At 46.3% G+C, this 14676-nt stretch carries 18 protein-coding genes; 12 read left to right on the forward strand and 6 right to left on the reverse strand.

The annotated features are described in order from the left end of the window. Positions 1–437 precede the first annotated feature (437 nt). A complete protein-coding gene (locus tag ACKA06_RS04600) occupies positions 438–2027 on the reverse strand; it encodes a DEAD/DEAH box helicase (protein ID WP_411159069.1) in 1590 nt (529 codons plus the stop codon). 92 nt (positions 2028–2119) lie between these two features. Between ACKA06_RS04600 and ACKA06_RS04605 the strand changes: the two genes are divergently transcribed. From ACKA06_RS04605 to ACKA06_RS04630, 6 genes are all read left to right on the forward strand, one after another. Next, positions 2120–2575: a hypothetical protein gene (locus tag ACKA06_RS04605; RefSeq protein ID WP_411159070.1), complete on the forward strand. Its 456-nt coding sequence runs from the start codon at positions 2120–2122 to the stop codon at positions 2573–2575. A 130-nt stretch (positions 2576–2705) separates the two neighbouring features. Next, positions 2706–3242 (forward strand): flavodoxin family protein, encoded by a 537-nt coding sequence (locus ACKA06_RS04610; protein ID WP_411159071.1) that lies wholly within the window; start codon positions 2706–2708, stop codon positions 3240–3242. Between the two features lie 140 nt (positions 3243–3382). Beyond that, positions 3383–3670, forward strand: a complete 288-nt coding sequence (locus ACKA06_RS04615; RefSeq protein ID WP_411159072.1) for a hypothetical protein — start codon at positions 3383–3385, stop codon at positions 3668–3670. A gap of 78 nt (positions 3671–3748) precedes the next feature. After that, positions 3749–4171, forward strand: coding sequence for an organic hydroperoxide resistance protein (locus ACKA06_RS04620; RefSeq protein WP_071620532.1), 423 nt, complete (start codon positions 3749–3751; stop codon positions 4169–4171). Positions 4172–4290: 119 nt separating this feature from the next. Then, positions 4291–5478, forward strand: a complete 1188-nt coding sequence (locus ACKA06_RS04625) for an NAD(P)/FAD-dependent oxidoreductase (RefSeq protein WP_411159073.1) — start codon at positions 4291–4293, stop codon at positions 5476–5478. Positions 5479–5588: 110 nt separating this feature from the next. Next, the gene (locus ACKA06_RS04630; protein WP_411159074.1) at positions 5589–6152 is read left to right on the forward strand and encodes a DUF6944 family repetitive protein; all 564 of its coding nucleotides are present in this window, start codon (positions 5589–5591) and stop codon (positions 6150–6152) included. Here the strand turns inward: ACKA06_RS04630 and ACKA06_RS04635 are convergent. Beyond that, a complete protein-coding gene (locus ACKA06_RS04635; protein ID WP_411159075.1) occupies positions 6110–7093 on the reverse strand; it encodes an LLM class flavin-dependent oxidoreductase in 984 nt (327 codons plus the stop codon). The genes ACKA06_RS04630 and ACKA06_RS04635 overlap by 43 nt on opposite strands. Positions 7094–7229: 136 nt before the next feature. Here ACKA06_RS04635 and ACKA06_RS04640 point away from each other — a divergent pair, with 136 nt between their 5' ends. After that, positions 7230–7394 carry a hypothetical protein gene (locus ACKA06_RS04640; protein WP_411159076.1) on the forward strand — a complete coding sequence of 55 codons (165 nt, stop codon included), beginning with the start codon at positions 7230–7232 and terminating at the stop codon, positions 7392–7394. A gap of 109 nt (positions 7395–7503) precedes the next feature. Here the strand turns inward: ACKA06_RS04640 and ACKA06_RS04645 are convergent, their stop codons facing one another. Beyond that, positions 7504–8355 carry a VOC family protein gene (locus ACKA06_RS04645; RefSeq protein ID WP_411159077.1) on the reverse strand — a complete coding sequence of 284 codons (852 nt, stop codon included), beginning with the start codon at positions 8353–8355 and terminating at the stop codon, positions 7504–7506. Between the two features lie 140 nt (positions 8356–8495). On the opposite strand from ACKA06_RS04645, the gene ACKA06_RS04650 reads away from it, so the two are divergent. Then, entirely contained in the window at positions 8496–8810 is a 315-nt protein-coding gene (locus tag ACKA06_RS04650; RefSeq protein ID WP_411159078.1) for a winged helix-turn-helix transcriptional regulator, read from the forward strand. A gap of 8 nt (positions 8811–8818) precedes the next feature. On the opposite strand, the gene ACKA06_RS04655 is transcribed toward ACKA06_RS04650, so the two are convergent. After that, positions 8819–9835, reverse strand: a complete 1017-nt coding sequence (locus ACKA06_RS04655; protein WP_411159079.1) for a nuclease-related domain-containing protein — start codon at positions 9833–9835, stop codon at positions 8819–8821. Between the two features lie 235 nt (positions 9836–10070). Here ACKA06_RS04655 and ACKA06_RS04660 point away from each other — a divergent pair, with 235 nt between their 5' ends. Next, positions 10071–10385: a transposase gene (locus tag ACKA06_RS04660; protein ID WP_411159080.1), complete on the forward strand. Its 315-nt coding sequence runs from the start codon at positions 10071–10073 to the stop codon at positions 10383–10385. A gap of 5 nt (positions 10386–10390) precedes the next feature. After that, positions 10391–11335 (forward strand): IS3 family transposase, encoded by a 945-nt coding sequence (locus ACKA06_RS04665; RefSeq protein WP_411159081.1) that lies wholly within the window; start codon positions 10391–10393, stop codon positions 11333–11335. A gap of 413 nt (positions 11336–11748) precedes the next feature. On the opposite strand, the gene ACKA06_RS04670 is transcribed toward ACKA06_RS04665, so the two are convergent. Continuing rightward, a complete protein-coding gene (locus ACKA06_RS04670; protein ID WP_071620538.1) occupies positions 11749–11904 on the reverse strand; it encodes a DUF1540 domain-containing protein in 156 nt (51 codons plus the stop codon). Between the two features lie 206 nt (positions 11905–12110). On the opposite strand from ACKA06_RS04670, the gene ACKA06_RS04675 reads away from it, so the two are divergent. Both ACKA06_RS04675 and ACKA06_RS04680 read left to right on the forward strand, forming a co-directional pair. Then, on the forward strand, positions 12111–12326 hold the full coding sequence (locus ACKA06_RS04675; RefSeq protein WP_411159275.1) for a hypothetical protein: 216 nt from the start codon (positions 12111–12113) through the stop codon (positions 12324–12326). Between the two features lie 290 nt (positions 12327–12616). Continuing rightward, complete coding sequence (locus tag ACKA06_RS04680) at positions 12617–13366, forward strand: sugar phosphate isomerase/epimerase family protein (protein ID WP_411159082.1); 750 nt, start codon at positions 12617–12619, stop codon at positions 13364–13366. 37 nt (positions 13367–13403) lie between these two features. Here the strand turns inward: ACKA06_RS04680 and ACKA06_RS04685 are convergent, their stop codons facing one another. Then, on the reverse strand, positions 13404–14636 hold the full coding sequence (locus tag ACKA06_RS04685) for an aspartate kinase (protein WP_411159083.1): 1233 nt from the start codon (positions 14634–14636) through the stop codon (positions 13404–13406). Positions 14637–14676: the final 40 nt, after the last annotated feature.

Consider the following 14676-nt stretch of genomic DNA (forward strand, 5'->3'; position numbering starts at 1 on the left):
GTGAGAGATATCAAGTTAGTTGTGTCAATTTTCTGATAAGTTTCAAGGGAAGTAGGAGAATGTGTGGGATTGAAGCTGATTTTAGGTGAATTTGGGGATTGGAGCTATATTGCAGAGACAATTTTTGCTGGTTTGAAGGCGGGGAGAGGGAGAAATCCAGTCAGAAAAGGGGTTGGGAGCTTATTATAAGACCTGATGGACTGGAAAATTGGTTAGGAACAGGTAGAGTTGGAAGGAAAATGGTAAAACTTTTAATTTCGGGTCAAAATCTTCGAATTTCAGGCAATAATCTTTTAATTTCCACTCTTAATCTTCGAATTCTCCCCATTATTCTTTCGATTCTGCGATTAATTCCGTCACTTACCAAATTAATCCATAAAACCGCAACTTAAAAAGCATGGCAGCGCATTATCACGCCACCATGCTTTTTCCAATAATTAAGACCGTCCTCTTCTTCCGCCTGTACCCTGGCTTGAGCTGCCGCTGCGCCCGCCGGATCTCCCGCCGGTCCCTCGTCCGCCGCCTCTGCCAGCCGATGACGATCCTCTTCCAGATGGATTCCTGCCATCAGATCTAGCAGCTGAACGATTGCTTGATCCGTGTCTGCCATCAGGTCTATCACCCGAACGTCCGCTCGTTCCACTTCTGCCGTCAGACCTGCCAGCTGAACGGTCGCTCGTCCCGCGTCTGCTGTCAGAGCCGGCACCCGAACGTCCGCTCGAACCTCGTCCACTGCCTCTTCCGGAGGATGTCCGTTCACCGTCACGGCCGCCTGATCCGCGTCCGCTTTTCCTGCTGCGTTCCCGGCTCTCCTGAATTTTACGTTCCCTTCTATCCTTGGCACTTTCATTGTTCCCTTTACCGCGGGACGGGGATGGGTTGCTTTCAGCAGCAGCCGCCACTTCCACCTCACGCCTCGGCAGCGAACGCTCGATGCCCTTTTCGATCATTTCGAGTGCCTGCTTATCCTTCAATGCCGCAAACGTGATGGCGAGTCCGTCATTTCCGGCACGCCCCGTCCGGCCGATCCGGTGGATATAACTTTCCACATCCTCCGGGATATCGTAGTTGAAGACGTGCGTGACGCCTTCAACGTCAAGGCCGCGGGCCGCAACATCCGTGGCGATCAATAGTTGGATTTTGGCGTCGCGGAACTTTTTCATGACCGCTTCTCTTTTCGCCTGGGAAAGGTCACCGTGAAGCTCATCGACAAGGAATCCCCTTGCCTTAAGATCCATGTGCAGTTTGCTTACCCGCCTCTTCGTCCGGCAGAAAATGATGCCGAGAAACGGCTGGACGTCGTGGATCGTTTGACTGAGGGCATCAAGTTTCTGACGGTCGGTCGTTTCGATGACTTCCTGCTGGATTTCCTCGACGATCTTTTCCTTTTCCCGGATCTGAACGTTATGAGGGTTGTTCATATAGCGCTTCCCTATTTTCCGGATGTCCTTTGACATCGTCGCCGAGAACAGGGCGGTCTGCCTCGTATAAGGCGTCTCTCGGATGATTGCCTCGACCTCATCGAAAAAGCCGATATGGAGCATTTGATCCGCTTCATCCAAGACCAGGAATGACACTTCAGTGAAATCGACCGTCCCGCGGCGTACGTGATCAAGGATCCGTCCCGGTGTTCCGATGACGATGTGGACCGCCTTATTTGTCAAACGCTTGATCTGTTTCTCGACGTCCTGGCCGCCGTAGACCGCAAGCACATTGATGTCTTCTTTTGATGCAGCCAGCAGCTGGTTGAGTTCAGCCGTCACCTGGATCGCCAGTTCCCTTGTCGGAGTTACGATGAGGGATTGGATGCTTTCTTTTTCTTTATCGATACTCGCAAGCATCGGCAGCAGGAAGGCCATTGTTTTCCCCGTGCCGGTCTGTGCCTGTCCAATAACATCTTCGCCATTTAATAAAACAGGTATCGTTTCAACCTGGATCGGTGTCGGTTCTGTAATGGATTGTTCTTTTAATGCTTCTGTGTACTTGGGCTGAATCCCCAAGGATGTGAAATCGTTCAATATGGTCACCTCTTCCCCCTCATTATACCCCTATCCTTTCTATAAAAATAGGGCACTGTGCTATAATGAAAAAATCGTTGTAATAGAAATGAGGAATGAGCATGCTGACCTTCCAGGAAAAACTGGATATCATTGAAACATTCGATGAACTGACCAAAAAAGAGGTGTCTCTCAACCGGGTGAATTTTCACTTTGAGGACAGCCTTTATGATAAAACAGTCGTTGTATACCACCTGCATCCGAATGGAAACGGATTTGTCTACACCGGGGAGCTTCCCCAATATGAATCTAATGCAAAGGGTCTTGTGAATATCCGCGACTATACTGAAGAAGAGATCCGTACCATCATCACCGCCTCGATCACTTATTTATCCCAGGAAGAAGAAATCGAGCCTGCTGCCCAACAAACATGGAAAGATTCCGAAGGCCACACCCTTCTTCTCGTGGAAGAAGACGACCGCTGGAACATCTATGCCGGTGAAAACCTTGAGGACAGCTTCGGCGGATATGATGAAGCTGCTTTGTATTTGAGGGAAGAAGGATTTAAGATCCGATAATATTTTTTTCAAAATAACCCAGTCATATCAATAACAAACAACCCGCGGAGAATCCGTTGCCATTCCCTGTTTGCCCATGGATGAATATACTGGGGATAACTGCCCAACCAAAAGAGAAGGAGAGTTACAGATGAAAGTATTAGCGCTGCTCGGAAGTACGAGAAAAGACGGGAACTCCGAATACCTTGCGAAAAAAATCGTCGAGGGGACCGACCATACCATTGTGTCGCTTGCAGATTTGGATATTAAGCCAATCGTGGATATGAGACATACAGAAGAAGGATTCTCACCTGTCGAAGATGATTATGAGGAACTCGTTGAATTGATTCAGGAACACGACATCCTTCTGTTTGCAACTCCGCTTTACTGGTACGGTATGAGCGGGCCGATGAAAAACTTCTTCGACCGCTGGAGTCAATACTTGCGCGATGAACGGTTCAACTTGAAAGAAGAACTGACCAAGAAAAAAGCCTATGTCGTCATCAGCGGCGGACCAAGCGCCCGCATCAAGGGACTTCCGCTTGTTCAGCAGTTCAATTACATCTTTGAATTCGTGAACATGGAATTCGCAGACTATATGATCGGTGCCGGCGTACGCCCTGGTGAAGTGGCCACCGACCTTGCCGCGCTTGAAAAGGCGGAGCGCTGGAACGCTTTGTTCAGATAAAATAACATCGAAGTTCAGCCCTGAGATTTGATAAAGCTGAACACAATTGCAGTGAAGGATGATCCATGGGATCATCCTTTTTTGTTTATTCAGCCTTCAATTGGAAACATTATGATTATACCAACCATCGGAGGCACGACATGAATTTACCGACAATCCATACAAACATATGGGATGCGATCATCGCGATCCCCATCATCATTCTCATCACCCAGGGCATAAAGCTTGCATTCAGACCCCCGGCATTCCTCGTCCCGAATATCGCGGTCATTCTGGGATTGCTCATTTCCATTTTCATCAGCCATAAAGGACATCTCGTAGTCGGAATCTTCATGGGCTTTTTTTACGGATATGCCGCTATCGGAAATTATGCTTCGTTAAAGACCACTTTCCTCGCATACCGGAGACAGCGGGAGATCGTGGAATGAGGAGCACATTGGCAGGTTTAGCCCGAACCTGAATAGTAAAAAGTAAGAGTGAACAAATCTTAAATAGGAGTGATCAGAATGGACGCATTATATACAGCAAAAGCAACCGCAAACGGCGGCCGGCAGGGAAAGGTAAAAAGCAGCGACGGGGTATTGGAATTTGACCTTGCCATGCCAAAATCCCTCGGGGGAAGCGGGGCTGAAGGAGCGACGAACCCTGAACAGCTCTTTGCGGCAGGATATTCAGCCTGTTTCGACAGTGCCTTGAACCTCGTGGCAGGACAGGAGAAAAAGAAAATAGACTCGGAAGTCACTGCAGAAGTTTCGATCGGAAAAGATACAGACGGAGGATTCAAACTGGCAGTCGTCCTCTCCGTTTCAGTCGGCGGCTTAGAATTGGATGAAGCGAAACAGCTTGTGGAAAAAGCGCATGGTGTCTGCCCTTATTCAAAAGCCACAAGAGATAATATCGAAGTCAAACTGAATACATCCACACATTAAGACTACCGGGGAGGCTCTTTAACAGCCTCCCCCTGTTTTGTTGAAACATTACGTTTCAACAATTCTATAAGAGGGAATGCAATAGTCACAAAGAAGCTGACAGTTAGGGGATAAAGAAAATGGAACTACATAATGGGAAATTATTTTGGCCCACCACTTATAATGATACAGAAAAAGAGTTCGATACTCATTACGATGTCGCAATCATCGGCGGAGGAATGTCCGGGGCTCTCTGTGCCTATGTGCTTTCCCGTGAAGGATTAAAAGTGGCCATCATTGAAAAAAGGCAGCTTGCATCCGGCAGTTCGTCTGCAAACACCGGGCTTCTGCAATTTTCAAATGACATCATGCTCCATGAATTGATCGACGAGATCGGGGAGGAGCAAGCGGTCCGTTTTTATAAATTATGTCAGGAAGCGGTCGGACACCTGGAAGAAGTGGCGATGACCCTGCCCGTCTCACCGGAATTCACCCGCAGGAAGAGCATCTATTATGCGAGCTCGCCGCTGCATCTGCCAAAGCTGAAAAAAGAATATAAAACTTTGAAGGAGCACGGTTTCCCGGTGGAATACTGGTCCAAGAAAGATATGAAGGAACACCTCCCGTTCTCCAAATCCGGGGCGCTGATCACCCACGGGGACGCGGAAGTGAATCCATTCCGGTTTGTAAATGGGATGTTCGAATATTTGAAGGAACATAACACGACAGCCTTCGAAGGAACAGAAGCGATTGAAGTAAAGGAAGACGGCGAAAAGGTCATCATAGAAACGACCAAGGGGACGTTGACCGCCTCTCACGTCGTGCATTCTACCGGTTATGAAACTCCTCCGCTAAGCGAAAACATCGGGACCGAAATCAATCGTTCCTATGCCATCGCCACCAAGCCCGTCGATGATTTGTCACAGTGGCATGAACGGGCACTTATTTGGGAAACGGACAGGCCTTATTTGTATCTGCGAACCACCGTGGATAACCGGATCATTGCCGGAGGCCTCGATGAAGACCCGGCGGAAGCTCCGCAAAGCATGGAAAAAATCGAAAAACATGGTAAAAAGATTGAAAAAGAGGTGCAGAAGATGTTCCCCGGCCTCAACGTTGAAATGGAATATGCCTGGGGGGCAAGCTTCGGTGAATCCCTCGATCATCTTCCGTATATAGGGAGGCATCCCGATAAAGAGCGGATCTACTATTTGCTGGGCTACGGCGGGAACGGAACGGTATACAGCATGCTCGGGAGCAGGATCCTGAGGGATCTGATCCTCGGCCGTCCTAATAAGGATGCAGATTTAGTTAAGCTGGACAGATAATAAGAGAAGGCAGGAGACCATTCGCGTCTTCTGTCTTTTTCTTGTATGGATTAACCTTACATGCCCTATTTGTATACACTATCGTAGAACTTAAAGAGTAGGCGATTTCCATGGGTAATGAATTCAAAGCAACGTTCGGGGCGTGGGTCCAGGCTGTCGGCACGGTCCTTTCCGCAATCGGAAATACTCCGAGCAAATCTCTTTCAGACGATACACTCACCAATCTTGACATTATCGGAAATGAAATGCAGGCTACAGGAAATGCCCTTGAAGCTGATGCCATTAAAAACCCTTTCGATTTGACAAAGATCGGAAATCAAGTTCAATCAATAGGAAATCTAACTGTTTTATCAGGTCTAGTCTTCGATTTTAATGAAGTGACCAAGCAGGAACTTGATATCAAAGGGAATCTCCTGCAGGCACTTGGCGGATCTGCCGCAGTCGCTGATTCCCTGGATGAAGAACGTACCCTGGATGAATTGCTTTCAATTTACGGAAATGCACTGCAGGTCATCGGAAATTCCCTGCAGGCGATTTCAGGCATCTTGGAATTAAACAACGAAGAGAGCGGGGATTTGAATGTAATCGGAAGCTGGATCCAGGCTGTCGGTGCAGTCCTGTCCGCACTGGTTCAAAGCCCCGGATTAATCAGTGCATCAGAAAGCAATTCATAAGACCTCAACTTGTCTCCAAAATCAGACACATTCGTAATGATCATGAATTCATCGGTCCCATAGATTTCACTGAGCAAAAGCAGTTCCTCTTTCACTTTTTCCGGCGTCCCGACAATCGCACGCCTGCGGTTTTCTCTTACTTTCTCCATCTCCCTGGAGGTGAATATCCGGCTGTCCGCTTCTTCCTTCGACGGGATGCGGGTATCGATTCCCCTTTCCACTTCCAATAACCAGATATCCTGACTTTTGGCGATTCGTTCCGCTTCCTCCTGGGTCGGTGCACAAACGACGAATATGCAGACATTGCTGAGCGGGGATTCTAAACCCGCAGATGGACGGAATTGATGATGATAGTAGTCAAGTGCCTTCTTCCCGTTCGAAGGATTGATAAAATGACCATAGGTAAAAGCCGTACCGTTCTCGGCAGCCACCCTTGCGCCCCGATGGGTTATCCCGAGAAGCCATATATCCGGCGGTGTGCCGACGTAAGGATAAGCCTTGACTCCGGGCTCCCCATGAAGGAAGTGCTGAAGCCTTTCCACCTGTCCGGGAAACTCATTCATGCTTTTTTTCAATCCATCAGTCAATGCCAGGCGTGTCTCATAAGAACCGCCGGGTGAACGCCCGATCCCAAGATCGATCCTTCCCGGGAAGAGTGTCTGGAGCACCTTGAAATCCTCTGCGATTTTATAGGGGCTGTACTGAGGGAGCAGCACCCCGCCGGATCCGATTTTCATGCGTCTTGTCATAGAAGCAAGATGCGAAATCAGCACTTGCGGCGCAGATCCTGCCATACCGTTCGCATTATGATGCTCGGCCACCCAGAACCTGGTATAGCCCAGTTCCTCAGTGAATTTGGCAAGCCTCAAAGTTTCTTCGAATGCCGCTGCTGCATCCTGTCCCTTCGTAATGACCGATTGATCCAGCACACTCAATTTCATGATGTCCCCTCCAATAAGCTTTTCATATGAATAGTATCCCACCAACCGCGCTTCTTTTTAAAAAAATCTGCCTGAGCGTATACTTTCCATGTTTCTCTTTACACTAAACAATAAACAGAAGACAGGAGGAATAACCATGAGAAAGAGAACCCCGAACCTTTCAAAAGAAAACAATGTGGCTCCCACTTATGATGAAGAACAATCCTTCGGCGAGGACGCTACCGAAGAGGAAGTGAAGAACGGGGAATCCACGATGGTGACCCGGCTCGTTTATGATGAGGTCGATCCGAGCGAAGGATGAAGAATGGTTAAAAGCCGTCCCCTGGTGATGGGGGCGGCTTTTATCATTTTACCCGTTAGATACTGTCTCGTTATTTTCCGGATCAGACCAATTCATGCAACTTTGCAGCTTACACCGTTAAGTACATCTTATTACCTGAAGGGTCTTCTGTAGAGAGGCTGCCGTCCTGGCCGGTTTCCACTTGATAGCCGAGGGTTTTCAAACGGGTTGCTGCTTCATCCCTCTCATCCTGACTCGGATAATGAACATTGAATAACTGCAGGCCAACGCTGTTTTCCGCAGGTTTGGGCGCCCCGGCACCGTTCCATGTATTCAACCCAATGTGATGATGGTAGCGTCCGGTTGAAAGGAACAGCGCCTGATTCCCCAGAGCTGATACGACTTCAAACCCAAGCCCTATAGTATAAAAACCGGCTGTTTCATCAAGGTCTGCAGCATGCAGATGCAGATGCCCCATCACTGTTTTCGAAGGCAGTCCTGTCCATGGCTCCCCTTCTCCTTCAGCTAAAATGGCCCTGGCATCAATCGGATCGACTGCCATTTCCACCTGTCCGCCATTCCACGTCCAAATGGTATGAGGCTTATCCCAATACACTTCAATCCCATTTCCGTCCGGGTCAGTGAGGTACAGGGCCTCGCTTACGAGGTGATCGGATGAGCCCAATGGAATATTCAACTGCGCAAAATGATTGAGGATACTTCCCAGGTCCGCTCTATCTGGTAATAGGATGGCAAAATGATAAAGGCCTGTTGTTCTTGGCTGTTTAGGGATGACATTTTCCGGCTGATGGATTGTGAGCAGAGGAGTCTCCCCGTCTGCCGTCAGCTGTACTGTATCTTCAAATTTGCTTAAAATACTGAATCCGATAACTTCTTGATAAAAATCAAGCGATCTTTTTAAATCCTGAACATTTATGGTCACGTGATTGATATGAGTATATGGATGTTGGTGGAAGTTCATGGTTTTGTCTCCTTTATGGATGTAAGTTGGTTACTTTATGTAACTTATTTTATTTTAATAACTATAGTTAGTCAAGTAACTAATTTATAATTTATCATGACATATGATATAATTTTTCTTACAAAAGGAGGACTGATGAGATGAACACTACTGAAATTTGTCCAAGATTCGAAAAAGCCATCAGCATCATCAGCCCGCGGTGGAACGCCCTTATCATTTACCAGCTGCTTTCCGGTCCGCAGCGCAACTGCACCATAAAAGATGCAACCGGCATCAGCGGCAGAGTGCTCTCCCAGCGCCTGAAAGAACTCGAAGAAGAAGGCATCGTCGAACGCAAAGTCTACCCGGAAACCCCGGTAAGAATTGAATACTCCCTTACTGAAAAAGGCTATTCATTGGAACCGCTGATGAAAAATATCGAAAAATGGTCTCAGGAATGGATTGAGAAGGAATGAAGGACTCGTCACTTGGTGGTGGCGGGTTTTTTGTTTGAGTTTGTGGGGACGTTTTGTTTAGTTAGTTGGGTGAGGTCGTAGGTGGTGGATTTTTTGGTGCCGGTGGTTGGGAGGTTGAGGGATTTTAAAAGTCTTTTTGTAACATACCTTGATTCGATATTGAGGAACTTTCTTGCTTCTTCATTTGTTATTAAGGGTTTGATAAGCAGGCAATAATCCATTAATGCTTGAACATGACCATTTAAATTCTTTGCTTTGCAGTTTGTACAGAACCATGATCCATGTTTCCTGACAAGTGGACTATGAGTACATACTTCACAAAATACTCCTTTTTTGATTTCACTTGGTGATATATTAAACCTTTCCAAAATTGAATGTTCTGCCTCAACATGTTTTTTCTTCAACAAGCGAACCAACTTTTTAATTTCCTTATGATCATATACTTCTGATTGAGTTGATTTTTCGAACGTTTTAATATGGGTTGGAAGCAGATGGCGATGGATGACTGAGGAATTAAGATTGTGGTTTTCAGGCGAAGTTTTAATGATCGTTTTGTCGTTGCTTACTACTACCAAAGAAAATATAGAAATAGATGAAAAACCATGGTGCTTAAGCCATTTTTTTAGTTGTTCCACTTGCCTGAGAAGCTGTATTTGAGGATCTGGATATGCTTGCTTTTGCTCATCTTTTATTTGAATCAACTGGCTGAAGACTGGATCAAAATATATTGTGCCGGCTAAGTTTTTCACTTCTATCAAGAGGATAAAGTTTTTTGATATAACTAAAGTGTCAATTTGAAAGAAATGATTGCCGATTTGCAGGCGTAGTCCATGGAATATCAAATATTTCTCAGGGTTAAGAAGGCTGAGGGGATAATCCAAGGCTTCTTCCCCCTTATGTCCAGCTGTTCTTCTATTCAATTCATCCACTAATATTTGAATTTTATGGTGGTGCATGGGGAATCTACGAAGTAAAGCTTGCAGTTTTAAGATAATTCGAGGAATTTCACGATCTTTAATTATCATTTCACCACTCCAATCTTATATGATCTATAAATCATTCTACAATTGGAAGGAAAATCCTTTATTTTCAGTGAAAAGATTTCACTTCTATTTTTAAGGGCGGATTCATTAATTTTATGGGCGGAATCTGAGATTTAAGGGCGATATCTCTACGACCCCCTAATTCCTTTGGACACATTTGTACTGAAAAAAGTACACTAGAGACATAAGATGTCAGGAATTAGGGAGGGATATTTCTATGCCAAAGAAGAAGATTGAAGCTCTGGAAGAAGTCAAAAGAAACTATGTCCGAATGGCTCTGGAAAGTGGTAATTATTCGTCCATCGCCCGCCATGCAGGAATCTCTAGGGCTACCCTTACGAAGTGGATCAAAGAGTATGAAGATGAGGTAAGGGAACAGATGGAGGATCCAACATCAGCTATCGTTTCTACTGAGCCGACAAAAGAGGAATTGAAGGCTAAATATGAACAGGCGATGAAACTCCTTGGTGAAAAAGAGCTGGAAGTGGCCATGCTTAGAAACTTATTAAAAAAAACCCAGTACCGGCCCTAACGGTCTTGGATGAGGTTCGACTATGGGCAAAGGAGGGGTTTCACATAACTAAGCTTTCAGAGGTGACTGGGTTTAATCGATCCCTTTACTACTACCATAACGGCATTGAAGAAGCTGTCTCAGCTGAGGAAAAAAGGGGCCGGCCGATCCCAGGTTATTCTCAGACATACAAAGGAGAAATCATTCCCGATGAACAAATAGAAGAATTCCTCATGGAGGCCATCGAAGGGGATGGCGAAAACTATGGTGTAAAGAACTTAACTCAATTTCTAAAAGATCACCACGACCTTCAAATTAATCACAAAAAGGTTGCGAGGTTGTGCAGGAAGTTAGGGATTCTCCTTCCCCAACGAACAGGCAATCCGAAGTATCCAAAGCGACTTGTCCGAAAACGGTTCGTTACGGCCCCAAATCAGCTTTGGCAGCTTGATATTAAATACGGGTCCATCTCAGGAAGCCGAAGGTTTTTCTTTGTCGCCTGTGCGATTGATGTTTTTGACCGCGCCATCGTCGGATATTACAGAGGCCCACGATGCACCGCCAAGGATATTACGGGAATGCTTAATGAAGCCATAATTAGACGAAGGTTACAGGCTTTAGAAGAGATGGAAGGTCATTGTATCGTTATAAGAACAGATAACGGGCCTCAATTTGTCAGTAACCTTTTTGGTGAGTTCTGCGAGAGTAATAAGGTTTTTCATGAGAGGATTCCTCCTAGATCACCAAACTACAATGCCTTTATTGAGTCGTTTTTCAGTATTTTAGAGAGAGATCTATTCAGGCGTTATGAATTTGAACACTTTGAAGAGGCTTATTACGAAATTGATGAGTTCATGGAATTTTATAATCACCGACGTTATCATGGGAGCCTTGGCAGGCTGTCTCCGGTAAAGTTCCATGAGAAATACAAGGATATTGGCTTCCCCGAAGAAATGGCCTTGAGCCTTTAAGAAGGCAGGAATACTCCTTCTTCACTTACATACCCCCTAGATGGCGGAACGAAAGGGTCAAGCGGTCTTGGCTTGACGCTGTAGTGGAGTCATCTAAGCTCGGAATAAGTGAAGAAGGAAATGATGTAAATGAAATACTAAGAACCGATTAGTTATTCAGAGATTTCGTCAGGAATTAGGGGGTCAAACCGATATTTTTAAAATATGGGCGAACGCACAAGTTTAAGGGCGAACTACCGATTTATCGACAAAAAACGACAAACTTCTAACGCTACTCCCCCAAAAAAACCACCCCTCCCATGAATAAGAATGACAATCATTATCAATACTATATAAAAACAGGCAGCCACTCCACTGGCTGCCTGCCGGAACTTCATTCACGGAAAAAGTTCCTATTTCGTCATCAAATTCAATTACATACCAGGTTCAAATGTCTTACAATCCGTTTCTTCGCTGTTGTGGGCTTTGTTCCCCTTGTGACTCACTACGAAGATTTGGTCGGCTGAGCATTTCTTGCCTTCTTTGTTGTATTTGCAGTTGCTTACTTCACATAGTACATCTTGTGCCATGTTTCTTCACCTCCTCAGTTATCTTTAGAGTTCACTAAATTTCATCTGTTCATACCTCGGGGTGTTAGAATCCCTATACCCTGTTCTTTACTATCATAACCATTCAGATTCCGCCATATAATCAGAAAAGATACGAATAAGCCAAAGGGGGAATCAGGTTGGAGCAAAGACGTTTGTATCATGTGCAGAACCTTGCATTTGAGATCATGGATGAAATGAATGCCGGCAATGAATTGGAGAGAAAAGTTGATTTGAAGCATGTTGTCGACCATCTATCCAGGGCAATCGGCAGCCTTGCCGATCCATCCGGGACCTTTTCACTTGATTATGTCGAGGAAAGAATCGCGGCAGCCCACTATTCCGTTTTTAAAAATGAAAAGAAGCTCTCGTGCTTGAAGATTAAATCGCAGGCCGTTAAATAATATCACCTGCCCAGCCAATAAACGGTTTGGGCTTTTTAATTAAAGGCTGTTTTCTAAAAGATTGTTGCTTTTCGTAAATTGGCTAGTAGCCTGAATGTTGATTGTGGACGTGCTCTTTTCGAATTCCAGTTTAAACCACAGGTAGACGGACATCAGAAAATACCCAAGTTCCGGTATTTTCTTGTGTGTAAAGCAACAAAGTATGCGAAAAGAGCTTAATTAAAAAGGATTTCTCCCTTTCTTTCAGAACTCTTATAGTAAAAAGATTTTGAAAGGCAGGCTGCATAAAAATGAAGCACATTCCCATCGCACTGCAGATGTACACGCTGCGGAACGAAGCTGAACAGGATTTTACGGGCACACTGAAAAAAGTTGCCGGGCTCGGTTATGAAGGAGTCGAGCTGGCCGGGTACGGAGGTTTGGAGGCAAGAAAATTAAAAGAAGTACTCGATCACCTGGGGCTGAAAGCAGCCTCCAGTCACATCCCGCTTGCTGAGTTAAGGGATGAAACGGAAAAAGTGATCGATGATCAAAAGGTACTGGGAAGCCGCTATGTTGTATGCCCGTACCTCGCTCCTGAAGAAAGGACGGAAAACGATTATATCCGGCTGATCAATGACCTTAATGAGATCGGCGAAAAATGTGCCGGGGAAGGCATCGCACTTTGTTATCACAATCATGACTTTGAATTGACTTCCCTAAGTGATGGACGTTCAGCATTGGAGACGATCTTCGAGGAAACAAACCCGGAGTGGGTGAAGGCGGAATTTGATATTTTTTGGCTGACATTTGCAGGGGAAAAACCGGCCGAGTGGCTTGAACGTTACAAGCACCGCTCCCCGCTTGTTCATTTAAAGGATATGACGACGGATGGGGAGCGTTTTTTTGGGGAGCTTGGGGCCGGCGGGGTCGATCTTGAGTCGGTGCTCTCATTCGGGAACGGGTCAGGGACTGTTGACTGGTGGATCGTCGAGCAGGATGAGTGCAGGAATCCGCCGCTCCAGAGTGTGAAGAGAAGCTTGGAGTTTTTGAAAAAATGAACATGAATGGACACTTCCGCTGAGGGAAGTGTCCTTTTTAATGAATTGCAGCAATTTTTCTCATTTCGGGAACATCGAGGCCGAATCCTGTATGGAGTATTTCAGCTGCCCGGTGCATATCAGGCTGCTTCACGACTACCGTCACACTCCCGGGGGCGTCGTCGATGAACTGGAAATCGATCTGTGCACGAGTCAGCATCTGTGCGGTTTTCCCCTGGATGACCGGGCGTGTCCGGATGTTGCTTCCGATGACGGCCACTTTGGCCAGATCACAGTCCGTGGTCAACCGTTCAAACGCGATTGGTCCTTCCTTTTTTGAAATAAGCTCCAGTGATTCCTTCAGGTCACAATGCGGAATGAGAAGAGTAGTTACTTGTTGATTTTTGTAAAAATCACACTCGATATGTCTGGCTGCAAGTATCGACCTGATTACAGATTGCCTGTCATGTCCGCGGTCCCTGTCCTCTCCATTCAGAGTAATGCTTGCTCTTTCGTCTTGAAAGACGATGCCGATGACGGGGTATCTGTCTGACCGCTTGGAAGTACGATTTATGTACGTGCCCCGTTCATTAGTAAGACTGGACCGTACTGTCATCGGAACTCCGTGCTCTTTCGCATGTTTGACGGATCGTGGATGCAGTACGCCTGCTCCCCTTGCTGCAAGGTTCAGCATATCATCGTACGTCAGGGATGAAATCTTGGCAGCTTTCTTGATATACCGGGGATCCGAGGTGTATACACCATCGACGTCCGTATAAATGTCACAGCGTTCCGCACCGAGACGGGCTGCAAGGGCAGCTGCGGTTGTATCTGACCCGCCGCGCCCCAGCGTGGAGATGGCCCCCGCTTCTGTCACGCCTTGAAAACCTGCCACCACGACGACTTTACCATCAGCGAGTTCCCTTAATATTGGATCGGGATCAATACTTTTGAACTTGGCGTTGCCGTGTATCGAATCCGTCTGGATGCCTGCCTGGCCGCCGGTGAAGGAGATCGAATCCACTCCTTTTTCCTGGAGGGCCATGGCTAATAGAGCTATCGTAACCTGTTCCCCTGTCGACAGAAGCATATCCATTTCCCTTTTTTGCGGATTCGAGGTTACTTCATAGGCAAGCCTCGTCAAGGTATCCGTTGTATCCCCCATGGCCGAGACGACCACCACGACATCATGTCCAAGATTCTTTTCCTCAATCACCCTTGAAGCTGCCCTTTTAATTGCGGATGCAGAATCGACAGAGGTCCCTCCGAATTTTTGTACGATAATACTCACCTGCTAAACCTTCTTTCTTCGAGGATCATGGATGATCCGT

The organism is Rossellomorea oryzaecorticis (assembly GCF_045897515.1).
Taxonomy (GTDB): domain Bacteria; phylum Bacillota; class Bacilli; order Bacillales; family Bacillaceae_B; genus Rossellomorea; species Rossellomorea enclensis.

Bases quoted from the DNA above. Each gene is read 5' to 3' on its own strand.
- ACKA06_RS04680 (WP_411159082.1), top strand. From the start codon at position 12,617: ATGAAGCACATTCCCATCGCACTGCAGATGTACACGCTGCGGAACGAA.
- ACKA06_RS04630 (WP_411159074.1), top strand. From the start codon at position 5,589: ATGGGTAATGAATTCAAAGCAACGTTCGGGGCGTGGGTCCAGGCTGTC.
- ACKA06_RS04605 (WP_411159070.1), top strand. From the start codon at position 2,120: ATGCTGACCTTCCAGGAAAAACTGGATATCATTGAAACATTCGATGAA.
- ACKA06_RS04625 (WP_411159073.1), top strand. From the start codon at position 4,291: ATGGAACTACATAATGGGAAATTATTTTGGCCCACCACTTATAATGAT.
- ACKA06_RS04675 (WP_411159275.1), top strand. From the start codon at position 12,111: ATGGATGAAATGAATGCCGGCAATGAATTGGAGAGAAAAGTTGATTTG.
- ACKA06_RS04650 (WP_411159078.1), top strand. From the start codon at position 8,496: ATGAACACTACTGAAATTTGTCCAAGATTCGAAAAAGCCATCAGCATC.
- ACKA06_RS04620 (WP_071620532.1), top strand. From the start codon at position 3,749: ATGGACGCATTATATACAGCAAAAGCAACCGCAAACGGCGGCCGGCAG.
- ACKA06_RS04660 (WP_411159080.1), top strand. From the start codon at position 10,071: ATGCCAAAGAAGAAGATTGAAGCTCTGGAAGAAGTCAAAAGAAACTAT.
- ACKA06_RS04670 (WP_071620538.1), bottom strand. From the start codon at position 11,904: ATGGCACAAGATGTACTATGTGAAGTAAGCAACTGCAAATACAACAAA.
- ACKA06_RS04615 (WP_411159072.1), top strand. From the start codon at position 3,383: ATGAATTTACCGACAATCCATACAAACATATGGGATGCGATCATCGCG.
- ACKA06_RS04610 (WP_411159071.1), top strand. From the start codon at position 2,706: ATGAAAGTATTAGCGCTGCTCGGAAGTACGAGAAAAGACGGGAACTCC.
- ACKA06_RS04640 (WP_411159076.1), top strand. From the start codon at position 7,230: ATGAGAAAGAGAACCCCGAACCTTTCAAAAGAAAACAATGTGGCTCCC.
- ACKA06_RS04635 (WP_411159075.1), bottom strand. From the start codon at position 7,093: ATGAAATTGAGTGTGCTGGATCAATCGGTCATTACGAAGGGACAGGAT.
- ACKA06_RS04655 (WP_411159079.1), bottom strand. From the start codon at position 9,835: ATGATAATTAAAGATCGTGAAATTCCTCGAATTATCTTAAAACTGCAA.
- ACKA06_RS04645 (WP_411159077.1), bottom strand. From the start codon at position 8,355: ATGAACTTCCACCAACATCCATATACTCATATCAATCACGTGACCATA.